This window comes from Sorangium sp. So ce362 (assembly GCF_051519845.1).
Classification (GTDB): domain Bacteria; phylum Myxococcota_A; class Polyangia; order Polyangiales; family Polyangiaceae; genus Sorangium.
Window position 1 is genome coordinate 10459034 of record NZ_CP150332.1, and the last position, 22863, is coordinate 10481896.

The window sequence follows — 22863 nt, forward strand, 5'->3', positions numbered from 1 at the left end:
TTCTGGTGGTCACCTCGGCTGGCTGCGCGCCGGGCTCGACGACAGCGGAGCAGATCACGCCGCGCGTGGTGGCGCGAGCGCCGCTCGAAGGCACCGCCGCCGTCCTCACGGAGCGGCCCGTCAAGGCGAAGGGGAGCACGCTCGCGACCGTCAAGGACAGCGCCGCGATCGCGTCCGTGATGGAGCCCGAGACCGGCGCCGCCCAGGTGTCCTCGTCGACCGACAGCGCGCGCTGTCCGGCCGAGATGGCCCTCGTCGAAGATCGCGTGTGCGTCGACCGCTGGGAGGGCTCTCTGGTCGAGCTGACGCCCAGCGGCGAGCGCCCCTGGTCGCCCTTCGATCCGATCGATGGCAGCGAGCGCCGCGTCCGCGCCGTGTCCTGGCCGGGCGTCATCCCGCAGGGCTACATCAGCGGGATGCAGGCGAAGCGGGCGTGCGCGGCGTCGAGCAAGCGCCTGTGCACATCGAACGAGTGGGTGAGCGCCTGCCGAGGCCCCGAGGACACGATCTTTCCCTACGGCACGAGCCGCCAGCTGGGGGTGTGCAACGACGACGAGCGACCGGTGCACCCGGTCGCCGAGATCGCGGCGCTGCTCGATATCAAGTCCGAGGAGCTCTGGACGACGGCGATGAACAACCCGCTCATCAACCAGCTGTCCCACGCGCTGCTCCCGACGGGCCAGCGCGCGGGGTGCACCAACGGCTACGGCGTGTTCGACATGGTCGGCAACCTCCACGAGTGGGTCGATGATCCGCGCGGCACCTTCCGTGGCGGCTATTTCATGGACACGACGCGCAACGGCGAGGGGTGCAAGTACTCGACAACCGCGCACTCCTTCGGCTACCACGACTACTCGACCGGCTTCCGCTGCTGCATGGATCCGGAGCCGGCTGATTAGTGCTGGCCGCACGGCGTGCGGCCGACGGTAGAGCGGCCGCGAGGCGGACGCGGTGCTCGGGGCGACGCGGCGGAGAATCCAGGCGTACGCCCCGCGCGCGTCCCGCCCCGGAGCGGTGGCCCGCGCTCCGGCTGGGCCGCTCGCGCGCGGCGCGAGCGAGCGCGCGAGTCAACGGCAGCCCGGCGATGCAGCGCAGGAATCCAAGGCGACACAAGCGAAGAGAGTGCCGATGCTCGACTCCGGAGTGAGCGCGGCGGCGCGGCGCCGCGCTGCCGCGACCGCCCTTGCCGCCCTTCTGGCGATCGGGTGCAGGAAAAAAGAAAAAGCAGAGCCCATCAACGTCCAGCCGCCCCCGGGCGCGGCGTCCGCGGATGAGCTCACCACCGCCATTGGCCAGGCACGTGGCATCGACTCGGCGCTCGCGCCGTCCTCGACCCGATGGCGACGGGTGTTCGTGCTGGACGACAAGCGTGCGGTGGTGACAGGAGAAGTCGAGAACGAGGCGATCGCGCTCGTGACCGAGAACGCAGGCAGGACCTGGCGCTCTCTGCGGCGCCTCCGCGAGGGGTGGTCCACCTGGTCGGTCGGCGCCGACGGCGCCACCGTGCTCACCGCCGGCCCGCGCGGCCAGGCTCCCCCGAAGGGCGCGCGCGGCGCTGCAGGGACGCCGCCCGCGGTGGACCCGCCAAGCCTCTTCTTCGCGCCGTTCGAGGCGAACGAGCTCTCGGCGCCCGCGCCGGTCGCGCTGCCCGAGATGGGCCGCGGAGCGCGGCCGCTGGCGAGCTCCGTGCCTGCGGTGCTGTCGGCCGAGAGCGCCGTGCTGCTCGTCGAGCCGAAGCCCCGGCGCGCGACCCTCGTCTATGCGGGGCCGCCCGGCGCCGCGCCGGTGCCGCCGGTCCAGCTCCCCGCGCAGGAACAAGCGCTGCCCGTGCCGTATGGCCGCCCGCCGGCGATCCTGTCGGTGCGCGGGCGCAGCCTCCTCGCGCGACCCGTCCCCGAACCGGGGAGGCCGCTTGACGCGCCCCGGATCATCGAGGGACTCGCGATGAGCCCAGCGGCTACGGCCGCGCTCTCCGCGATACCCGCGTGCGACTTCGCCGGGTGGTCGATCCAGCTCGTGCCTCAGCCGCCCGACAAGACCGCCGTGGTCGCCATCTCGGCGACGCAGACAGCCGTGCTGAAGCTCCCGGCGAAAGCCGCACCCGGAGCCGCGGTCGGCTGTGCAGCCGATCGGATCATGGTCGAGGTCATCGCACCCACAACCGGAGCGCACACGCTCGCGACGTGCACCCTCGAAGGGACCTGCGTCCTCGCCGAGAAGCCGCCATTTCGCCCCTGGATGGAGCCGCACGAACGGTCTGTCGCTCTGGCGCCCACACGCGAGGGAGTCGTGGCGGTGCTGACGTCCCGCGCCGCAGCGCGATGGGGGATCCATATCGCGCAATCGCCGGAAGGAGGTAATATCTACGACGTCCCCAGGGTAATCGGCGAAGACACGGGCGAGCGCGGCCGTATCGAGCTCGGAGCGCTCCTCTCCTTCGGAAATCGACTCTTGATGCTCCTCCAGGCAGACGTCACCGGGACATCGCGTCGCGGATGGTACGTCACGGCCTCCGAGGACAGCGGGCTCACCTGGAGCCCGCCCTGAGCTCCGTCTCGAACGGGATAGCCATTCTGAACGCGGCGCGTCAGCAAAGCCTCCATCCGATCTGACCGCTGCGTGCGCAGCGGTCTCCAGACCTACTTCGCTGGAGCGGCCGCCTGAGCGACGCGCTTGCGTCCCTTGACGCTCGGCTTCTTCACAGGCGCAGGTCCCGCCGCGGTCTTGCGCGCGTTCGCGCTCGCCTGCTCGGCGGTCTTCGCGTCGCCTGCATAGCGGGCGAAGCGACGATCGCCCCCCTGGAAAATCCGCTTCTCCAGCTTGAGCTCCTTCAGCGCTGCGGCGGCGCGCGTCTGCGGGATACCCGCCTGCTTCGCCACCTCGCTCGCGCTGACGCCCGAGCTCGCCTTGACGACGCGCTCGACCGCGTCAAGCGTCTCCTGACGCTCCGCCGAGGCGGCCGGCGACTTGCGCGGGCGGCCAGGCCGGCGCTTCGGCGCGGCGCCACGCTTGGCCGCGACGGAAGACGGTTTGGACTGGACCGCTCCAGGGCGGGCACGCGAACGGCTGCGGCGCGGCGCCGGAGCCGCAGCCGGAACCAACGGCGCTCCCCCCGTCACGGCGCCCAGCTGATTCTTGACGAGCGCGAGGATCGCCTCGTCCGGCATTTTCCGCACGAGGTTTACAATCTGCTGTGAAAAGGCATCGGTCGCCATGTGCTCTCCCTCGTCGCCGAATCCAGCTCGGCGGTTGGGTACGACTATGCCGTTGCCACTTGCCTGGTCAAGCGAATTGAGGATAGCCGGCCGTCTTTTCTTTCAATAGGCGCTGCGGGCGGGCTCAATCGGAGAGCTCATTGGACGGCCACGAACGGCTGGGCTGCTTTGCTCGACACGAGCCGAGCGACGAAGCGCCCCACGCGCGTCGATTGATAGCCGAGACCCCTCCCCCGCGCAGGACGGCCCGGGCCGCGCCAATCCCCTCAGCCCCGCTCACGATGCACCGCGGCATTGCGTGTCTCGGGTGCTCGCGGCAGGTCGGGTAAGCACTGTATGAGAACCAAGCAACCCCGCTCCCTCGATCAGGCCCGTCACGGGCGGCAATGCGGGCACGCGCACAACCGCGAGGCGCATCGACCCCGGCCTGGGCCTGCCCACCCCAATCATTGAGGCGCCCGGAGCCGGGTGCGAGCGCCTGGCGGCCACACACAGGCGGCCAGCGCGTGGCTACATTGCACGCCCCGGGCGCACGACTGACCTATGCAGGGGCGTGATACGATGCCGCCCGCGGGAGGGCGCGGCGGGGGGGCTTCGCTATGAGCGCCGGAGGGGGAGGAACCAGGGTCGACCCGTGAGCGCCTCGCCTCACGGTCCACGGGGCCACGTGCTCTCGCCGAGACCACTTTTCCTGTCCGCCCGCGGCGCGACCCCGGCGTCTATGCTCGCGCGCCTGCTTCGAGCCCCGCTGCGCCGGAGCAAGTCGCCAACAGCGCGCCGCGAGCCGCTGGTCGAGCTCTTCGCACGACATCCGCTCATCTCCGCGGGATAGCGCTGCCCCCGTGCTCGGCCGCGTCCCGATCGACAGCCAACCCGCCGAGCTCTTCGGATTGACGACTCCACGTCGGCGTCGCCCCGATCCGAGGCACGCTCTCTCGCGCAGCACCGATCTCGGCATCAACCCGCGCAGCTTCGGCCCGCGGGCGGCGCGAGGTGGCCACATGGATCCCGTCGCGCCCGGCCGGCCGGCGCGTGTACGCGCGGCCGGTCGGCAGACCTTTCGTTACATAGGAGAGCGCCGAGGAGAGCTCATCGCCCTGCTCGGCCTCGCCGCTCGAGCTCTCTCGAGAGAGCTCAGCCTTCGGCCCGGTGCTTTCGAGCGCGGCGCGCGGGTCGCACCCCGGGGTGCACGTCCTCTACGACATTGGCGCCCGCCCCAATTGGAGGAGTAGGAGGGACGGCGGGGAGCCGGCCCGCTCCGCCTCGACTTCTTCAAACGCCTTCCTGTCCATATCCACGCCGACCCAGAATCCACGCCGACCCAGAATCCACGCCGGCCCCGGTCGACGCCGGCCCGGCGGTCGGACGAGATTGCCCAGCCGCCGACAATCCGTTGACATGCGCGTCCGCCGCGGAGAACGATGCGCGCATGGCGCTGGTACGCGTGCTCGAACCCGAGGTGATGGATACCGACGAGGACGCGCGGGCCTACGACAGCATGGACCACGCCGCCGTGAACACGGCGTTCTGCGACGCTCTCCTCTCCCACGTCCCCGATCTCGCATACGCCCTCGACGTCGGCACAGGGACGTGCCTGTTGCCCATCGAGCTTTGCAGGCGCGTGCCGACAGCGCGGATCAAGGCGATCGATCTCTCCGCCTCGATGCTCGATCTCGGGCGCCGCCACGTCGAGCAGGCCGGGCTCACCGGCGCGATCGCGCTCGCCCTCGAGGACGCCACGGCGCTGCCCGAACCGGACGCGACCTTTTCAGCCGTTTTTTCGAACAGCATCGTCCATCACATCCCGGAGCCGACGCGGGTCATGCGCGAGATGCTCCGCGTCCTCCGACCCGGCGGGGTCCTGTTCGTGCGAGATCTGGTCCGTCCGGACGACGAGGCGTCGGTGGCGGCCCTCGTCGGTGCGTATGCAGCAAACGATACGGCATACCAGCGGGCCCTCTTCGACGCATCGCTGCGCGCCGCGCTCTCGCTCGTGGAGGTCCGGGCAATCCTGCGCTCGCTCGGGATTCCCCCCGCATGCGCGCAGATGACGAGCGACCGGCACTGGACCCTGGCGTTCCGCACGGCCCCCTGATCCGGAGGCGCCGCGCCTCGACGATGCCGTCCCGTCAAATCGACGGGACGGCCGGCCCGGCACGTAATAAAAGCGTCCGCGTGAACGCCACCGGAACACGAGCCCGCCGGACGCGCGGCGGTGCCCCCGCGCTCCTCCTGTCCTTCGCCATCGCGCTCCTCGCGGCCTGCGAGGAGAGCCCGCCGCGCCCGGGCGAACCGGAGCGACCAGCGCCCCCGCCGCCCCAGCCGAGCGCGGCGGCCGCGCCGCCCGCGGCCAGCTCGGCCGCCGCGGAGCTGCCGAGCGCAGGCGCGGAGGGAGACGCGGGCGATCCCAAGGGCGCGCCCGCATGGCAGGGGACGTGGGAAGGGCGCTACGACGCCAAGAAAGGCAGCGTCGTGCTGCCCCCCAAGGTCAAGGACGCCGTGCGCCAGAAGGACGACGGCAAGCTGGCCACCGGCCCAGGAACGGTGACGCTGACCGTCGAGCCGAGCGGTGAGCTGAAGGGCACCGCGAAGGGCGCGCTCGGCGACGCGACGATCGTCGGAAAGGTCGAGGACGGCATGGTCCGCGCCTCGGTCTTCCCCGAAGATCCGCGCGCGCCGAACGCGATGACCGGCATCCTCGTCGGCGAGCTGAAGGAGAACGTCATCGACGGCCGGCTCCGGGTGACCGGGCCCGACGCCATGCTCGTGCGGGAATCCCCCGTGGAGCTGAAGAAGAAATGATCAGCTCCGCTGGATGAGAACGCCGGCGCCGGCGTCTCGTCCAGCGGCGTCGCGCGTCAGCTCGCTCCGCCGGCTCCGCCCGACTCGCCCGCCGCTCGGCCCTGCGGTGCAGCCCCGGCCTCGCCGCCGGCGCCGCCGCGGCCGCGACCCGCCTCGCTCCGTCGCTCCTCGCGCAGGCGGGCCACCTCGGCGTCCCGCTGCTCGTACGCCACGATGATCCGCTGCACGAGCGGGTGGCGCACGACGTCGACCTCGGTGAACGAGCAGATCGCGATCCCCTCGATCCCCGCGAGCAGCTCGCGCGCCTCGGCGAGGCCGCTGCGCGCGCCGTGCGGGAGATCGACCTGCGTGACGTCGCCGGTCACCACGGCGCGCGAGGCGTAGCCGAGGCGCGTGAGGAACATGCGCATCTGGTCGCTCGTCGCGTTCTGCGCCTCGTCGAGGATGACGAAGCAATCGTTGAGCGTGCGGCCGCGCATGAAGGCGAGCGGGGCGACCTCGATCTGACCGCGCGTCACGAGGCCTTGCGCCTTGTCCGCGTCCATCATGTCATGGAGCGCGTCGTAGAGCGGGCGCAGGTAAGGATTCACCTTCTCGGCGAGATCGCCGGGCAGGAAGCCGAGCCGCTCTCCCGCCTCGACGGCCGGACGGGTCAGGATGATCCGCTTGACGCGGCGCTCGAGCAGCGCGTGGACCGCCATGGCCATCGCGAGGTACGTCTTGCCCGTCCCCGCCGGCCCGATGCCGAACGTCATGTCGTGCGATCGGATCGCCTGGATATAGCGCTTCTGCGCCAGCCCCTTCGCCGAGATCGGCCGGCGGCGCGCCGAGATGAGGACGACGTCCTCGAACAGATCGCGCAGGGTCATCCCCGGGTCGTCCCGGAGCGCCTGCACCCCGCGGACGTAGTCCTGCGGGTCGAGGACCACGCCGCTCCTCAACATCTGCGCGGCCTCGGCCAGGCACCGCTCGGCGAGCGCGACCTTGTCCGCGTCCCCGGCGAGCCGGATCGTGTTGCCGCGGACGCCCGACTCGATGCCAAGAGTGCGCGCGATGAGCTTGAGATTCTCGTTCCCTGGCCCGGCGAGGGCCACCAAGGTGCTGTTGTCGAGCACCTCGACATCCGCCGTGATCCGCACGCTGGTCGTCATCGCGTGATCCTTCCCCGCCTTTGCCCCGGCGCTCCGCCGCCGGTACGTGCCGTCCTCCCATGAACGGGCCCTTGACTACACCCATCTCTCACGCGACTGTCCTGCCCGCTCGCCCTGTGACCTACACGGAATCGTAACGTCCTGGTCATAATCTCGCGGTGAAATGCGAGTGGTATCGGGCGCGCGGGCGAGCCGCGCACAGGGAGAACTGCATGAGGTTAGCTACATCGGCGCTGCTGGGCATGACTGTTACGCTGTCGGGCCTTTCGGCGCTAGCACAGCCTGGGCCCCAGGGCCCAGCGCAACCGGCGCCGGCGCCGCCCGCCGACGCGGTGCCGCCCGCCGGCGCGGTGCCGCCCGCCGACGCGGTGCCGCCCGCCGACGCGGTGCCGCCGCCGCCCGCTACCGCCCCGCCGCCGGATCCGGCGCCGCCACCGGCAGCGCAGCTACCGCCTCCGCCTCCTCCTGGAGCGGCAGCGGCCGCCGCGGTGCCGCCGCCGCCGGCGCAGGTGTTCGCGCCGACCGCCGAGGCCGCGGTCGTGACGGAGCAGCAGCCGCTGGCCGGCTGGCACGGCGGCTTCTTCCTGCGGGACGCCAGCGACACCTTCCGGCTGTACCCGAAGGGGCGGATCCACCTCGATTTCGCCAGCAGCTTCGGCAGCGGGGTCTCGGACGTGAAGGCGGCCGACGGCGGGAACGCGTTGCAGCCGCGCTTCTTCGTCCGTCGTGCGCGGCTGGAGCTCGACGGCGAATTCCTGAAACGATGGTCGTTCAAGCTCGACGTCGACTTCGCCGGCCAGCCGCTCGGGAACGCCAACGGCAGGAGCGAGACCTCCGCCGCGCCGGCGGGCGCCGAGCCGACGGCCGAGACGGCGCGCTTCGCCGCGGTCCAGAGCACGAGCGCGAGCGCCTCGCTCGCCGACGTCTGGATCAACTACTCGGTCATGCCGGCGCTGAACTTCATGTTCGGACAGTTCAACTCCCCCTTCGGGATGGAGATCCAGACGAGCAGCAACAGCATCACGTTCATGGAGCGCAACATCGCGATGCGCAGCTTCGCCCACCCGGAGGGCAAGAGCATCGGGTTGATGGCGTGGGGCGACGTCGCCGACAAGATGTTCTCCTACGGCATCGGCGTGGTCGCCGGCGACGGCCAGAACCGGCCGGGCGTCGATGCGCCGCCCGATTTCATCGGCCGCGTGTTCGCCCGCCCGTTCGCCGGCGACAAGAAGGGGCTGCTCGCCAAGGCGCAGATCGGCGTCAGCGCACAGCACGGGGAGCGCGACCAGGGCTACGTGGGCTACGACTACGCGCCCATCAGGACGGGGCAGGGGTACACGCTCTGGGGCGGCGGCTACAGGGATTCGCTGCAGCGGCAGGTCCACGTCATCCCGTCGGGGGCGCAGAACGCGATCGGCGGCGAGCTCCGGCTGCCCATCAAGTGGGTCGAGCTCCGGGCCGAGGCGTATTACCTCGCGAACAACACCCGCGAGGCGGTGGAGGGCTATCAGCTCACCAACACCGAGCGGCTCGGCCAGGTGAACGGCCTCGCGTGGTACGTGCAGCTGTCCGCATGGCCCGTGGGCGACGCTTTCGTCACCGGCGACCCCGGGTACAGCCCGCGCCCCGCGAAGGTCGATCTGGCGAAGGAGCCCGAGAAGCCGAGGTCGGGGCTCGAGGTCGCGGCGCTGCTCGCGGGGATCCATGCGACGTACGACGGCGCGTCCCGCCACGGCAGCACGCACGACGAGAACACGCCGGGCGCCGAGGGCGGGCCGGGCACCGACCTCAAGGTCATGCAGCTCGGCCTCGGCGCCAACTACTGGCATACAAAGAACGTGCGGCTCAGCGTGAATTACAACGCCTACCTGACGCCGGGCAGCGGCTCGGACGAGAACCTCCTCCGGGTGCCGGGCAACACCTTGAAGCGGGCCGACGCGCACGCGCTGCACGAGCTCGGCGCCCGGCTCGGCCTGTCGTTCTAGCCCCGCAGCGCCGCCCTCTCCGCCGCGGCCGGCGCTCCGGCCGCGGCCCTCGATCGTTTGCCCTCAAACGAAATTTGCCGCCAGGGCATCTTGGGCGCGCGGCCCGCGGGACGCAGGCAGGCGGATGGGGCGCCTCAATTTTGGCCCAGGGCACCGCAGCAGGGTACCCGTCGGGCCATGCGCGAGATGCGTCAGTGGATCGCCGTCGGTGCAGCGGTGGGGCTCGTGGCCGTGACCCTCCCCATGCTGCGCGAGCACGACGTAGAGCTCGGAGGGCTGCTCGCCAAGAAGACGATCGCCGGCGCGCCGAAGATCACACGGACCGTGACGCCGCCGCCGCTCACGGACCTTGACCTCACGCGCATCGACGACCGGAGGAGCCCGCCGACGGCGCCGGCGCACACCGGCCGCGTCGCGGAGCTGACCCTCGACCCGATGTACCAGCGCGCGGCGATCGGCTTCCTGCGGGCAGGCCAGGTCCCGGAGGGCGCGGTCGTGATGACCGATATCCGCACCGGGAAGGTGCTCGTCTGGGCGAGCTACGTGCACGAGGGCGCGCTGCACGACGTCGCCGCCGAGGCCACCGCGCCGTCGGCGAGCATCTTCAAGGTCGTGACCGGCACCGCCCTCATGGAGGCCGGCCTGAGCCCGAGCACGAAGCAGTGTTATTCGGGCGGCGAGCACTCGATCCGGCCGGCCGACATGATCGACAACAAGCGACGCGACAAGTACTGCGCGACGCTCACGCAGGCGATGGGCCGGAGCATCAACACGGTGTTCGCGCGGCTCGCCGCCAAGAACCTCGACCACGAGAAGCTCGGCGCCGTGGCCGCGAAGCTCGGATGGGGACAGGACACGCCGTTCGACGTCAAGATCGCGGCGAGCACGATCTCGCTGCCGGAGGACGACCTCGGCTTCGCGCGCACCGCGGCCGGCTTCTGGAACACGACGCTGTCGCCGTTCCAGGGGGCGAACCTGGCGACCATCGTCGCCAACGGCGGCGAGATGATCCGCCTCCACGTCGTGTCGAGCGTGAAGGACGAAATCGGCGAGATCTACCAGGGCGCGAGCGAGCGGCAGGTGCTCAAGCGGGTGATGGACGAGAGCACGGCGAGCGCGGTCACCGCGATGATGGAAGCGACGGTGGATAACGGCACGAGCTACCGCTCGTTCCACGATCGCAACGGTCGCGCCTACCTCCCGGATATCCGCGTCGCCGGCAAGACCGGGACGCTCACGAAGCCGGGGCCCGAGGGGCCCTTCTACACCTGGTTTGTCGGCTTCGCCCCGAGCCGCAAACCGGAGGTCGCGATCTCCGTGATGGTCGCCAACGCCCCGAAATGGCGAGTGAAAGCGACAAACGTCGCGTGCGACATGCTCCGCACCTACTTCGCGGACAAGGGCGCGCCCGGCGTGACCGATCCGAGCAACCGGGCCAGCTCCACCGCCCATCGGCGATGACGCGGACACCTGGGCGAGCCGCTGAGCCGCGGTGCGCCAGGCCCGACCTGGCGCGCTACGCGGCGCAGCAGCGGCCGAGCACAGGGAGGAGCGCCCGGACCGAGGCGACGCGACCGCCAGCGCGGCCCGACCGGGCTGGATGTCAGACAAACCACGCCGTGGGCTGCGTGACCCTGCCTCAAGGCTGAGATCGTTCGCCAGAATTCCGCCCTGAGCGCGATCCGGCGATGATGACGCGCGGTCGATGTGCCTGCTCGACGGCTGGCAGGGTTTGCAGGACCGTTGTACGCCCGCGAGGACGATCGATTTATAGAACTTTTCCGCCCAGGACCGGCCCCCCACCACCTGCTCGCCGTCCGCGGTGCGAAGGTCCGGGCCGCTCCGATGCAGCCGGACACCCTGGGCCAGGGTGGGACCTAGTTGCGAGGGCTGCTGCTTGTGCAGCTTGTGCTCGGCCGAGATCTGCGTGCTAGCATCTCTGTTGTGCAGGTTGTGCTCCGCAAGCTCGGCCGGGGATCGCGCGCAGTCGTTGGCCGGCTCGTCCGTGCACCACGGAAAGGCTCGGTCATCGTCATCGAGTTCTCCGACGGAATGCATGAATACGTGACGACGCCGGTCAAGCGCGTGTTGCGTCTCGCCGGGCGCGAAGTCTTCTACATAGAGACCGTGAACTCCCGGTACCGCCTCGAGGTGCGCGGCCGCGAGGTCGCGCTGGACGGCGCGGTCGGCGGCTGAGCGCAGCCGGATGCGCCTGGAGCCGCGCGAACCCTGCGCCTGATGTAACGGCCCGCAGCCCTGCGCCCTGCGAACCACGGCTTGCCAACGGGCGGCCTGCCGGAGCACCCTACTGCACACTCGTCTAGCGCAAGAACTGCGTTTCCGAGCGCATTGCCCCTTGCGCTTCCATTCGCGCTTGGGCAAAGTCCCGCTCCCTTTGAGGGGCCCCGCGGTAGGCCATCCACCGGTGCAGGATGGGGCTCGCCTGGCGAGCTGTCGTCACGATGCCGCGCCCGCGCCCCGACCGTGAGGAGATTGAAGCAGATGGGCAAGCGCGATCGCCGCCAGTCGATGAAGATGAAGCGCCGCAAGGCGCAGACGGCCAAGAAGGAACGCGCCAAGCGCAGCAAGCTGTCGCGGGCCACGACCGAGGTCGCCGGCAAGGCGAAGAAGCCCCGCGCCTCCAAGGGCGCCGCCGCTCCCGCGAGCCCTTCGCCGGCTTCCTGACGGGTGCATGGCCGGTCCGCCGGCCACACGCGGGGCCGCCGCTGCGGAGCGGCCCGAGCGATCACCGATGTCCCGCCCGCGCCGCGCTGTCCCAGCGCACGGCCTAGAGTCGCCCGGTCCAGCGGCGGCGCTCACTCATCACGAATGACACGCGTGTGGAGGCTCAGGCCGGGTTGCCGGTCCGGGTCGCTCGCGCTCGTCGCCTCGCCGGCTGCCTTCTCCTGCGGCGGGGGCTCGCCGAGGAGCCCGGTGTCGCCGTTGCGTCGCTCCTCGCCGACCAGCTCCCAGTGGCCTCGCTCGTCGCGCCAGCGCTGCGCGACCCGGGTGGCGCGGACCGTGGCCTCGTCGTTCCGCAGCCAGAGGACATCGAGGTAGACCTCGGCCTCGTCGCGCTGGGTCATCTCGAAGCCGCCGAACTCCACGTCGACGACCCGGAGGCGCGTGCCCCAGTCCGCGTGGCGGCTCATGAAGTCCTGGCGCGCCTTCGACCCGACGCGCTCGAGCGCCACATCCATGCGGCCGAACCGGGCCGCCGTGTTCATCTCGAGCGCCGCCTCGGTGAGGCGCTGGGAGCTGCTCGGGACGATGCCGCAGCCGGCGAGGTGGACGAGGCTCAGGGCGAGGAGGAAGCGGCGCATGGCCGAGCACCGTGGGCGAAGGGGTCGGCACGGGCAAAGTTTCCGGCCGGCGCGCGGCGCTCAGAACGAGTTCGTCGCGACGAAGTAGAGCTGGCCGCCGGGGATCGCGAGCGGGCTCAGGCCGTACGCGTACCCGAAGCGCAGCTGCGAAGAGAGGAAGTACCCGAGCGTCAGGCTCAGCCACACCTCGCCGCCGATCGAGGTGTGCAGCTGCGGCGAGTAGAGCAGGCTCTTCTGCGTGAAGAGCGCGATGTCGTCCGTCTCGAAGCGGTTGAATGCGCCGCCGTGGTCGAGGAAGACGCTCGCGTCGATGCGGCGCAGGTAGAGCGGCAGCGTCGAGAGGCCGCGATCGGGCTGCAGGAGGGGCACGCGGTACTCGAACGTCTGCGAGAAGTACGAGCGACCCGCCATCACGCCCGGCGCATAGCCGCGGAGCGTGAACGAGCTATTCGTGACCCCGGTGAGCAGGGTGTCGACGAGCGTGAGGTTCTCGAGATCGTACCCGCCGACCGCGTAGGTGGCGCCGCGAGAGAAGTTGCCGCCGGAGACCGCCCCGGCGACGCGGAATGCGAGGGTGTGGTCGCCGGACCAGGGCATCGCGACGTACGCGCTGAGGGCCGTCGAGAACGCGTAGGTCGTATAGCTGCTGGCCGTCTCCGGGCCGGCGTAATCGAGGCCAGCGTTGAGCGAGAGCCCGCGCCGCGCGCCGGCAGCGTCGATCGAGCCCTCGGCGTTCGAGAACCCATAGCCGATGTGCGCGAGGTTCAGCGTGCCCTGCGGCGGGAGGACGGTCCGGGGCGCGTACGGGTCAAGCTTGTTGCCGATGGGGAGCTGCCCCTTGAAGGCGACGCTGCTGAACGATGCGCTCAGGTTCTGCCGCGAGAACTCGCCGCGGATCGGGTAGCTGACGCCCGAGACGATCCCGATCGATCGCTCGTCGTAGGTGACGTTGCGGCCGTTGATGCGGTAGCCGCTGCGCGGCGACATGGCGTAGTACGCGCGGACGCCGAGATCGATGGGCAACCGCCCGTAGGTGTACCCGAAGAGGACGGTCGGGGCCGGCGCGTCCGGCTGCACGGTGAGCTCGCCGAAGACCCCGTGGCGACCGACGATGTCGGAGCCGGTCACGCTCACGGTCAGCGCGTTCGATCCATAGCTCCCGGGCGCGTAGTCGAGCGTGATCGCGCGCGGCGCGAGCGTCGGAAACGGGCTGTAGGGGGAGCGATCGAGCCGCACCGCCGAGGGCTCGGTCGCGGGATCGGGGCGGTCGGTCGGGGGCGGCGGCGCCGGGAGGAAGCGCGCCGGGTCGAGCGGCATGACGAAGAGGTCGTGGCCGCGGGAGGTATATCCGACATAGACAAGCGTCTTTCCATCGGGGCTGATCGCCGGATGGAAGGCCCCGAGTCTGACGTTGGTGACCTGCCGCAGCGTGCCGGCCGAGAGCGCGTAGGCGTAGACGTTGTGGATGCCGGTGCGGTCGGAGGTGAAATAGAGCGTCTCGCCGTCGGGCGACCAGACCGGGCTCATCTCGGTGGCGCGATCGCGCGTCACCTGGCGGTAGCTGCCTGTGGCGACGTCCACCACGCGGATGTCGCGGTAGCCGCCGGCGGTCCAGACGCTGTAGGCGAGGCGCTTGCCGTCGGGAGAGAACGACGGGGAGTAGGCCTGCTCGAAGCGTGCGCTCGGCACGAGATCGCGCCGCTCCGAGAGCGTGCCGTCCCGGGAGAGCCGCGCGATCTCCAGGTAGCGGGTGCCCTTGCTGTTGAGCGAGAAGGCGACGAGATCTCCGGTCGGGCTCACGTCGGGGGCCGAGGATCGGAGGCCGCGCGTCAGCCGGCGCCGCGCGGGCTCGTCGCCGTCGGGCGCCTCTTCGCCGCGCGGGAGGAAGACCAGGTCGTGTCGATAGTACTGATTGCGCCACGGCATGAGGGCCGTGAAGATCAGGTCGCCGGCCGGCGTGAACGCCGGTCGCGAGGCCGCGTTGGTGCGCGCGACAAGCGCCTCCTGGCGCTCGGCCCCGGGCGCGGGCGCGGCGAGCGAGAGGCGGTAGATGCCGGGGCGGGTGCGGCCGTCGTCGCGGAAGTAGACGATCTCGTCCGCCGCGGTCCGGCGCGCGACGGGCGGAACGAACCGCGGGTAATAGACGGTGCGGCCGTGATGGGTGAGCCGCGTGCCTTCGCGGAGGCCGCGCGCCTCGACGGCCGCCAGCTGCTCCCGGTAGAGCCGGCGGAGGTGGTCCTTCCAGCCCTCGTAGAGCTCGACGTAGGTCTTGCCGGTCACGCGGCGGACGGCGCGGTTGATCCCCCACGGGATGAGCGACGCGCCGTAGTCGGCGGAGACGGCGCGCATCGTGTTGGGCCCGTAGACGTCGATGATCCAGCCCAGGAACCTCGATCCGTAGAGGTACCAGAGGGTGCCCTGCGGCCAGCGGAACGGGGAGCTCGAGATCTGATCGAGCCCCGCGATGTTGTCGTCGAGCACGTCGGCGCGCAGGTACATGTCGAACGTGGTCGAGCGCATCCGGCCGCCGCTCGTGTGGTTGCTCTCGCTCACGACGGCGAGCCCCTCGATGATCCACCGCGGCTGCACCTGGTTCGGCGAGAACGACTTGCCCACGATCGCGTTCAGGATCGCGGGGATCCCGGAGGTGTTGTCGATGTGCGCGATGTGCGTGAACTCGTGCGTGAGCAGGTCGAGGTACCAGTCGTCGTAGTCGCCGAGCGTCGACATGTCCTCGGGCCCCGACACGAGGAGGTGGATCGCGTTGTAGGGGAGCGTGCCGGCCGATCCGTTCGCGTTCTCCGAGTCGTCGGTGATCACGATCTCGGTGCGGCCCTGCGGGGCGTAGCCGAGCGTGTGCTCGACGCGTCCGTAGATCGTCTCGGCGAGCGAGGCGATGCGCGCCGCGATGGGCTCGAGACCCTGCGGATGGTGCACGCGGAAGTGCGCGGTCTCGAAGGTCCAGAACGCGAGATCGGGGTCGCCTGTCGCCCGGGCAGGACGCGGCGCGAGGAGCAGCAGCGCCGCGAGGGCGACGGAGGAGAGGACGGAGGCTACGCGGTGGAGCGACCGGCTCGCTCGCGAGCCGGGGCGCGCGGTAGAACGATTCACCAGAGATCGAGGCGACGTTGCGGCGTCAGAGGTCGTCGTAGAAGAGCGGCTCCCTGTTGCGCGTGAACCGGGAGACGAGCTGGCGGCCCTCCGCCGAGATCTGCGTGATCCTGGCGCCGAAGCCCGGCTCGGCCGAGTCCTTCGAACCGCCGGCCTCGCGCGTCCACCGGACCGTCGCCAGCGCGGCGAACTCGTAGTCGCCCGGCAGGCGGACACGCAGGCTCACGACGGAGCCGGTCGGCGGGATCTTGTAGGTCGCAACGAAGATGCCCCCGTGCTCGATGACATCGTTGCCAGCGAGGCCCTTGTAAAAATTCGACGGGGTCAAAGCGCCGAGCTCGACGTCGACGACGGCGGCGGGCGTGCGGTTGTCGACAGACGGCTGCGTGGCCTGGGGCGGCGGTGCTCGGCGCGCGTCCGCAGCCGGGCGGGAGGCGGCCGGGTGAGCGGGCGGGGCGGGCGCCGGCACATGCCGTGACGGCTGCGGCGAGGGCAGCGTCTGCTGGAGGGGCGCAGGGGCGGCCACCGCGACGGGCGCAGGGGCGGCCACCGCGACGGGCGCAGGGGCGGCCACCGCGACGGGCGGCGGTGCCACCGCGACGGGCGCAGGGGCGGCCACCGCGACGGGCGCAGGGGCGGCCACCGGAGCCGGCGCTGCGGCGGCCTGCGCTCTGCTCAGCGCGTGCACCTTGCTCAGCGAGGAGGCGACGTGATCCATCAACACATCGATCACCGGATCCGCCACCGTGATCCCCTGCAGACGGTTCAGGACGTCGCGCACGTGGCCGAGCGCGATCTCGCTGCCGTCGAGGGTCTGCCCCCCGGAGCGCTCGATGCGGTGCATGATGCCCATCGCCTGCGCAATCGGCTCGGCGAGCGCCTCGATTTCCGGCGACACTCCCCCGTTCGACTGGAGCGCATTGAGCGCCGATGCAAGCAGTTCGCGGGCGCTTTTCGCAAGCTGCGCGGGTTCCGACATGAATCCTCCGAGGGGCGCATCCTACGCGGTCGCGCGCGCGTAGGTTCAGGATTCGATGGCCCGCGCGCCGGCCAGGCGACCCCGCCGGCGCCAACGCCGCCTGCCGAGCGCGCCCCGGCCGGCGGTCACCCGCTCGGCGCCCCCGACGCGCCCGACGAAACGAGCGCCGCGAGCTCGCCCGCCGACGCCGGCTCGCCATCGATCTCCCCCTCCAGCAGCGCGACGGCCGTGTCGCCGGTCCGCACGAGGACCACCCCGCCCTCAGCCACCGCCTCGCCCGGCGCGAGCGCCTCGGGGAACCTCGGCGCCGGCGCCGCCCGCAGCACGATGACGCAGACGCCCTCGATCTCGGTCCACGCCCCCGGCGCCGGCGCGAGGGCGCGGACGTGCCGCAGCACGCGCTCGGTCGGCCAGGTCCAGCAGATGGCGCACGCCTCGTCGTCCGGCGCGGGCGCCTCCGTCGCGAGCGCCGGATCCTGAGCGACGCCAGCCACCTCCTCGCCGCGCGCGAACCGGGCGACCGTACGTCGCAGGACGCGCAGGCTCGGCCGGTCCAGGGCGCGGGCGAGCTGCCACGCGGTCCACGCCGGATCGATGAGGAGCCTCTCCTGCTCCAGGATGTCGCCGGTGTCGTACTCCGCCTCGATCCGGTGCGCCGTGACGCCGCTCTCGGCGTCGCCCGAGGCGATCGCCCAGAAGGTCGGATCCGGCCCGCGATGACGCGGGAGCAGCGAGGGGTGCACGCCGATGCCGCCGAGCCGCGCCGCCGTCACGAGCGACATCGGCAGGCGCGTGGTCCAGAACCAGCTGACGAGGAGGTCGGGCGCGAGCGCCTCGACGCGCGACCCGAGCTCGGGGCGCCCGACGTCGGGGCGCAAGAGGAGGCGCGCGCCGAAGAGCCGTCGGGCGCGGCGGAGCCCCACCGCGTCGGCGCGGCTGATCGCGGCCAGGGCGATCTCGTGGCCGTCGCCGTGGAGCAGCAGCGCGGCCAGCGGGAGGCCGAAAAAGACGACCCGGAGAGGACGCTCGCCCGGGCGTCGGCCGAAAAGTTTTCCGTGTCCGAGCAGGCTGATAGGTGAAGGGTCCGATGGCGGCGCCCCCTCCGCAAGGCTCATTTCGTCCGGCGCTCCGGCCCGGTCACCGCTACGACGCGTCCGCCGCGCGACGGCCAATCCTCGTCTTCGAGGACGTATATAAGTCCTACCGCGCGGATCAGCCGGTGCTCCGCGGGATGTCGCTGTCGATCGAGCGAGGCGAGTTCGTGTTCATCACCGGCCCGAGCGGCTCGGGCAAGAGCACGCTCCTCCGGCTCGTGCACCGCACCGAGCGCGTCGACGACGGCCGGATCCTGTTCCTCGGCCGGGACATCGCGCGCCTGACCGACGCGTCGATCCCCGCGCTCCGGCGCAATATCGGCTTCGTGTTCCAGGATTTCAAGCTGGTCCCGAGCTGGACGGTCTTCGACAACGTGGCGATCGCGCTCGAGGTGCTCGGCCTCCCGTCGCGCCTGCTCCGGACCCGGGTAGGCGAGGCGCTCGAGCGTGTCGGTCTGTCGGGACGCGGCGGTGACCGGGCGCAGGTGCTGAGCGGCGGAGAGCAGCAGCGCGTCGCGATCGCGCGGGCGATCGTCGGGGAGCCGGCGCTGATCCTCGCGGACGAGCCCACGGGCAACCTCGACCCGCAGCTCGCGATCGATCTGCTCGGGCTGTTCGAGGACATCCACGAGATCGGCACGACGGTCCTGTTCGCGACGCACGACCGAACGCTGCTCGACGTGCGCCCGCGGCGCGTCGTGGTGCTCGACGACGGGAAGGCGACGGACGTGCCGCACGGCCTCGGGTCCGGCGGCGAGCTCGTCGGCGGCGGCGACGACGAGGACGAGATGGACAGCGGCGTGCGCGGCGCTGCGTAGCGCCGAGCGCTCCGCCTCATGCGACGGGGATAAAGGGAACGGGATGCAGACCAGCGAGCGTGACGATGGGCGGAGATGGCTTCGCACCTGGCGGGCCGGGAGGAGCGACTGGCGCCTGCAGGCGCTGTCGATCTTCTCGCTCGCGGTTGCATTCGTCTGCCTCGCGTCGGCCCTCCTCGTGGTCACGAACCTCATGGCCGTGCGCGATCGCTGGTCGCGCGCGGGCCGCGCCACGATCTACCTGCTCGACAGCGCGACCGAGGCGGAGACCGCGGAGCTCACCCGCGCGCTCGAGCGCACGGAGGGGGTCAAGAAGGTCCGGCTCGTGACGAGCGCCGAGGCGCGCCGCGAGGTGGTGCACGACGACGGCGACAAGGCCCTCGCCGCGCTGCCCCTGAGCGCGTTCCCCGCGTCCCTCGAGGTCGGCTTCACCGAGGAGATCTCCGACGAGGCGCTCGCGTCGATGACCGTGAAGCTGCGCGCCCTGCCGGCCGTGGACACGGTGGAGACCTACCAGCGCTGGACGGAGCGGCTCTCGTCGCTCCTCGGCGGCGGCGTGGCCGCGAGCACCTGCCTCGCGGCGATCGTCCTCTGCGCCGTCGTCAGCGTCATCGGCTCGACGATGCGCCTCCTCTTGCACCGCCGGAAGATCGAGGTCGAGGTGCTGAAGCTCGTCGGCGCGACCGACGGCTTCGTGCGTCGGCCGTTCATCGTCGAGGGCGCGACGCAAGGCGCGGCCGGCGCGGCCGGCGCGCTGCTGATGCTGGGCGCGCTGTTCATGATGGTGCGGGGCCGCTTCGATCACGAGCTCGCCAACCTGCTCGGCGTCTCGCCGTCGTTCCTGCCCTGGCCGGTCGCGCTCGGGATGGTCGGCCTCGGCGCCACGCTCGGCGCCGCGACCGCGGTGCTCACGCTGCGCAAGATGGTGGCCGTGTGAGGCGCCGCGCCCGGCTCGCGCCGATCGCGCTGGCGCTCCTGACCGGCGCGGCGACCAGCGGCGCCGAGATCTCGGCGGCCCCCCCGTCCTCCGTGGGGACGCGGGCCGCGGCGCCGGCGGCGCGCCCGAGCTCGGCGCTGGCGGAGAACGATCTCGACCGGCTGCTCGCGAAGCTCGACGCCGAGGAGAAGGCGCTGCGCGCGGAGCTCGACTCCATCGGCCCCGCGCTCGATCTCACCCGCCGCCGGATGGTCGCGCGCGGCCGCGCATACTACCGCCACATCCGCGCCGGCTTCCTCCCGGTGGGCGGCGGGTTCGACGCGCTGGTCGACCACGCCGCCCGCGTGGAGCGCACCCGGCTCGCCTTGGAGCGTGACCTCGCCCGCGAGGCCGAGCTGACCCGGCGCAGCGCCGAGCTCGCGGATCGGCTCACGCACCTCGGCGCGGAGCGCGCGCCCCTCGAGGTGCACCGCGAGGCGATGAACCGCGCGCGGGTCGCGCTGGCCCAGGAGGAGGAGCGCCGCGCCGCGTTCGGGCGCGCGTTCGAGACGAGCGTGCGCCCCGACTACCTCGCGATCTACGGCGCGGACACCGGGCCCGCCGAGCTCGATCGCCGCGCCGGCTTCCGCTCGCTCCTGGGTCGGCTCCCCTTCCCGATCGCCGGCCGCGCGGAGGTGCGCAAGGTGTCGCGCCGCGGCGCCGGCGGGCCCGGCGTCGAGCTCACCGCGCTGGACGGCGCGCCGGTCCGCAGCGTGGCCGCGGGGCGGGTGGCCTTCGCCGACACCTACGCGGACTACGGGCTCACCGTGATCGTCGATCACGGCGAGCGGCACTACTCGGTGTACGCGAGCCTCGGCGCCGTGGACGTGCGCGCCGGCGATCAGCTCCCGGGCGGGGCGCGGGTGGGCAAGGTCGCGAGCGGGCCGGACGGCGCGAAGCTCTACTTCGAGCTGCGTCGCGGCGCCGACGTGATCGACCCGGGCCCCTGGTTCGGGATGTAGCGCCGCCGGGCCGCAGGGCGCCTCGCGCGCCGCCGCGAGGCGAGCCCGTGCGTCGCCCGAGTTGTGCTAAGGCGGCCCTCGTGAATCGCCCTGACGGCCGCGCCCTCGACGCCCACCGCCCCGTGGAGATGATCCTCGGGTTCCACCGCAACGCCGAGGGCTCCGTCCTCTACCGCGCCGGAAGGACGGTCGTGCTCTGCACGGCGTCGGTCGAGCCCACGGTGCCCGCCTGGATGATGGGCAAGGGCAAGGGCTGGCTCACGGCCGAGTACCAGATGCACCCGCGATCGAGCCCGGTCCGCAGGGAGCCGCGCGACGGGCGGGGCAAGGCCCCGAGCGGGCGCACGCAGGAGATCCAGCGGCTCATCGGGCGCGCGCTCCGGGCGGCGATCGATCCGAAGCAGCTCGGCGAGCAGACGATCACGATCGACTGCGACATCCTCGAGGCGGACGGGGGCACGCGGACCGCGTCGATCACCGCCGGGTTCGTGGCGCTCGCGCTGGCGCTCGACCGGATGCGCGCGGCCGGGTCGCTCGAGGGGCCGGTGCTCCGCGATCAGGTGGCGGCGATCAGCGTGGGCCACCTTCCGGGCGGGCTCGCCCTCGATCTCGTGTACACCGAGGACAGCGCGGCGCGCGTCGACATGAACGTCGTGGCGACGGCGGTCGGCTCGGTCGTCGAGGTCCAGGCGACGGCCGAGGACGAGGCCATCCCCCGGACGGAGCTCGACAGCATGATCGACCTCGCGCTCGCGGGCGTGGCGTCGCTCGCGAGCGCGCAGCACCGCGCGCTGAGCGACGCCGGCGTCGAGCTCTCCGCGCTATTCCAGACGGACCACTGGAGGGTCGCGTGAGCCGGGAGCCGCTGCGCCTGCTCGCCGCGACCTCGAACCGGGGGAAGCTCGCCGAGCTGCGATCGCTGCTCGCCGATCTCCCGATCGAGGTGCTCTCGCTGGCGGAGGTGCTGCCGGACGCGCCGCCGGTGGTCGAGGACGGCGCGACGTTCCTGGACAACGCGCTCCTCAAGGTGCGCGCCGGCGCGCTCCGATCGCAGATGGTGACGCTCGCCGAGGACTCGGGGCTCGAGGTGGACGCGCTCGGCGGCCGGCCGGGCGTGCGGTCCGCCCGCTTCGCGGGGGAGAGCGCGACCGACGCGGAGAACAACGAGGCGCTGCTCTCGGCGCTCGCGCACATGGCCGACGACCCCCGTCGAGCGCGCTTCCGTTGCGTGATGGTGCTGCTCGATCCGCGGTCGGAAGAGCAACCCGTCGTGACCGAAGGGCGCTGCGAGGGATGGATCGGCCGAGAGCCCAGGGGTACGGGCGGCTTCGGCTACGACCCGCTGTTCGTCGTGGAAGCGTACGGACGGACGATGGCCGAGCTCGACGAGGCCGAGAAGAACCGCGTGAGCCACCGCGGCAGGGCCGCGCAGGCGATGCGATCCGCGCTCGAGGCGCTTGTCGCGCGGCGGTAGGCGGAGGCGCCCGACGGCGGTTGACCCCGTCCGGGACCGCTTGTAATCGCGACCGGAGGCACCCAGGTACCACCGGGTGATCGGATCCCCTGATGAAGCAGGATTGGAAGGCCGTCGGAAGCTACGGGACCGTCGGTCTCGAGGTGGTGCTTTGCATCATGCTCGGCCTGTTCGTCGGCCGCTGGCTCGACGCGAAGCTCGGGACGGATCCGTTCCTCTCGGTGCTCTGGTTCTTCTTCGGCCTCGGCGCCGCCGGCAAGGCGGTCCACCGGGCGTGGAAGGAGATGCAGATCGCTGCTGCGAGGGAGGAGCGCGAGCAAGGGAACCCCGCGCCGATGTTCGACGACCGCAAGGCGCGACCGGACGAGCGCGCGCCGGACGGCGACCGCCGGGCGGACTCGAGCGATGTCGTCCCCTACCCCGACGAGCGGCCGCCCGCGAAGGAGCACGATGAGCGCTGAGCGAAGACCCGAGACGCGCGACGGCGAGCCGCCGCACGAGGAGCCCGACGCAGACGGACCGCCCGGCCTCGGGGACGCGACGATGCGGGCCGTGCTCCGCTGGGTCGCCGGCACCGCCGCGGTCCTGTCCGTGGCCGCGCTGCTCGCGTACGGCGCGCGCGCGGCGCTCGGCGTCGGCATCGGGGGCGCCATCGCCACGGCGAACCTGTACGTCTTCGCGCGCATCGTCGACGCGTTCCTCTCGCGCAGGGGCCACACCGTCTCGTGGACGCTGATCGCGATGGTGAAGCTCACCGGCCTGATGGGCGGCGTCTGGCTCATCCTGAAGAGCGATCTCGTCTCGGGGGTCGCCCTGATGGTCGGCTACGCCTCGCTCGTGGTCGGCATCAGCCTCGGGACCCTGTTCGGGCCGAAGCCCCCGGCAGACGGGGCCCCGCCGAGCGCTCGCCGCTGAGCCCCCGCGGCGACCGGCGCCGCCGCGAGCGACCCGCGCGCGATGCGACGGCGACTCG

Annotated in this window: 21 protein-coding genes; 15 read left to right on the top strand and 6 right to left on the bottom strand. The window is 71.9% G+C overall.

The features are described from left to right. The first annotated feature begins 5 nt into the window (after positions 1–5). Together WMF17_RS40265 and WMF17_RS40270 are read left to right on the top strand one after the other, a co-directional pair. Positions 6–899 (top strand): SUMF1/EgtB/PvdO family nonheme iron enzyme, encoded by an 894-nt coding sequence (locus tag WMF17_RS40265; protein WP_437598763.1) that lies wholly within the window; start codon positions 6–8, stop codon positions 897–899. 229 nt (positions 900–1128) lie between these two features. Further along, the gene (locus WMF17_RS40270) at positions 1129–2547 is read left to right on the top strand and encodes a hypothetical protein (protein WP_437646375.1); all 1419 of its coding nucleotides are present in this window, start codon (positions 1129–1131) and stop codon (positions 2545–2547) included. A gap of 92 nt (positions 2548–2639) precedes the next feature. Here the strand turns inward: WMF17_RS40270 and WMF17_RS40275 are convergent, their stop codons facing one another. Continuing rightward, entirely contained in the window at positions 2640–3215 is a 576-nt protein-coding gene (locus WMF17_RS40275; RefSeq protein WP_437646376.1) for a hypothetical protein, read from the bottom strand. Positions 3216–4644: 1429 nt separating this feature from the next. Between WMF17_RS40275 and WMF17_RS40280 the strand changes: the two genes are divergently transcribed. Both WMF17_RS40280 and WMF17_RS40285 read left to right on the top strand, forming a co-directional pair. Beyond that, on the top strand, positions 4645–5310 hold the full coding sequence (locus WMF17_RS40280; RefSeq protein WP_437646377.1) for a class I SAM-dependent methyltransferase: 666 nt from the start codon (positions 4645–4647) through the stop codon (positions 5308–5310). Between the two features lie 80 nt (positions 5311–5390). Continuing rightward, entirely contained in the window at positions 5391–6017 is a 627-nt protein-coding gene (locus tag WMF17_RS40285; protein ID WP_437598767.1) for a hypothetical protein, read from the top strand. Positions 6018–6073: 56 nt separating this feature from the next. Here WMF17_RS40285 and WMF17_RS40290 read toward each other — a convergent pair whose 3' ends face one another. Continuing rightward, entirely contained in the window at positions 6074–7168 is a 1095-nt protein-coding gene (locus tag WMF17_RS40290; protein WP_437598769.1) for a PhoH family protein, read from the bottom strand. Positions 7169–7500: 332 nt separating this feature from the next. On the opposite strand from WMF17_RS40290, the gene WMF17_RS40295 reads away from it, so the two are divergent. From WMF17_RS40295 to WMF17_RS40310, 4 genes are all read left to right on the top strand, one after another. Next, positions 7501–9153, top strand: coding sequence for a porin (locus WMF17_RS40295; RefSeq protein WP_437598771.1), 1653 nt, complete (start codon positions 7501–7503; stop codon positions 9151–9153). Positions 9154–9330: 177 nt separating this feature from the next. Further along, entirely contained in the window at positions 9331–10614 is a 1284-nt protein-coding gene (locus tag WMF17_RS40300; protein ID WP_437598773.1) for a penicillin-binding transpeptidase domain-containing protein, read from the top strand. Positions 10615–11097: 483 nt separating this feature from the next. Continuing rightward, a complete protein-coding gene (locus WMF17_RS40305) occupies positions 11098–11349 on the top strand; it encodes a hypothetical protein (protein WP_129354294.1) in 252 nt (83 codons plus the stop codon). 306 nt (positions 11350–11655) lie between these two features. Then, on the top strand, positions 11656–11838 hold the full coding sequence (locus WMF17_RS40310) for a hypothetical protein (RefSeq protein ID WP_437598774.1): 183 nt from the start codon (positions 11656–11658) through the stop codon (positions 11836–11838). A 131-nt stretch (positions 11839–11969) separates the two neighbouring features. Here the strand turns inward: WMF17_RS40310 and WMF17_RS40315 are convergent, their stop codons facing one another. The 4 genes from WMF17_RS40315 to WMF17_RS40330 form a co-directional block, all read right to left on the bottom strand. Continuing rightward, a complete protein-coding gene (locus WMF17_RS40315) occupies positions 11970–12476 on the bottom strand; it encodes a hypothetical protein (RefSeq protein ID WP_437646378.1) in 507 nt (168 codons plus the stop codon). Between the two features lie 60 nt (positions 12477–12536). Next, entirely contained in the window at positions 12537–15587 is a 3051-nt protein-coding gene (locus WMF17_RS40320; RefSeq protein WP_437598777.1) for a BamA/TamA family outer membrane protein, read from the bottom strand. Between the two features lie 25 nt (positions 15588–15612). Next, the gene (locus tag WMF17_RS40325) at positions 15613–16485 is read right to left on the bottom strand and encodes a hypothetical protein (protein WP_437646379.1); all 873 of its coding nucleotides are present in this window, start codon (positions 16483–16485) and stop codon (positions 15613–15615) included. Positions 16486–16691: 206 nt separating this feature from the next. Beyond that, the gene (locus tag WMF17_RS40330) at positions 16692–17681 is read right to left on the bottom strand and encodes a methionyl-tRNA formyltransferase (protein WP_437598780.1); all 990 of its coding nucleotides are present in this window, start codon (positions 17679–17681) and stop codon (positions 16692–16694) included. Between WMF17_RS40330 and WMF17_RS40335 the strand changes: the two genes are divergently transcribed. The 7 genes from WMF17_RS40335 to WMF17_RS40365 all read left to right on the top strand — a co-directional run bounded on the left by WMF17_RS40335 (position 17654) and on the right by WMF17_RS40365 (position 22805). After that, complete coding sequence (locus tag WMF17_RS40335; protein WP_437598781.1) at positions 17654–18478, top strand: cell division ATP-binding protein FtsE; 825 nt, start codon at positions 17654–17656, stop codon at positions 18476–18478. The genes WMF17_RS40330 and WMF17_RS40335 overlap by 28 nt on opposite strands. A gap of 43 nt (positions 18479–18521) precedes the next feature. Continuing rightward, positions 18522–19415 (top strand): cell division protein FtsX, encoded by an 894-nt coding sequence (locus WMF17_RS40340; RefSeq protein ID WP_437646380.1) that lies wholly within the window; start codon positions 18522–18524, stop codon positions 19413–19415. Further along, positions 19412–20416, top strand: coding sequence for a murein hydrolase activator EnvC family protein (locus WMF17_RS40345; protein WP_437646381.1), 1005 nt, complete (start codon positions 19412–19414; stop codon positions 20414–20416). Before WMF17_RS40340 ends, WMF17_RS40345 begins: the two co-directional genes overlap by 4 nt. Before the next feature lie 80 nt (positions 20417–20496). Then, the gene (gene rph / locus WMF17_RS40350) at positions 20497–21270 is read left to right on the top strand and encodes a ribonuclease PH (RefSeq protein WP_437598784.1); all 774 of its coding nucleotides are present in this window, start codon (positions 20497–20499) and stop codon (positions 21268–21270) included. Then, on the top strand, positions 21267–21890 hold the full coding sequence (gene rdgB / locus WMF17_RS40355) for an RdgB/HAM1 family non-canonical purine NTP pyrophosphatase (protein WP_437598785.1): 624 nt from the start codon (positions 21267–21269) through the stop codon (positions 21888–21890). The genes rph and rdgB overlap by 4 nt, the downstream gene beginning before the upstream one ends. 92 nt (positions 21891–21982) lie before the next feature. Next, positions 21983–22351 (top strand): AtpZ/AtpI family protein, encoded by a 369-nt coding sequence (locus WMF17_RS40360; RefSeq protein WP_437646382.1) that lies wholly within the window; start codon positions 21983–21985, stop codon positions 22349–22351. Then, positions 22341–22805 carry an ATP synthase subunit I gene (locus WMF17_RS40365; protein ID WP_437598788.1) on the top strand — a complete coding sequence of 155 codons (465 nt, stop codon included), beginning with the start codon at positions 22341–22343 and terminating at the stop codon, positions 22803–22805. Before WMF17_RS40360 ends, WMF17_RS40365 begins: the two co-directional genes overlap by 11 nt. The last annotated feature ends 58 nt before the right edge of the window (positions 22806–22863 follow it).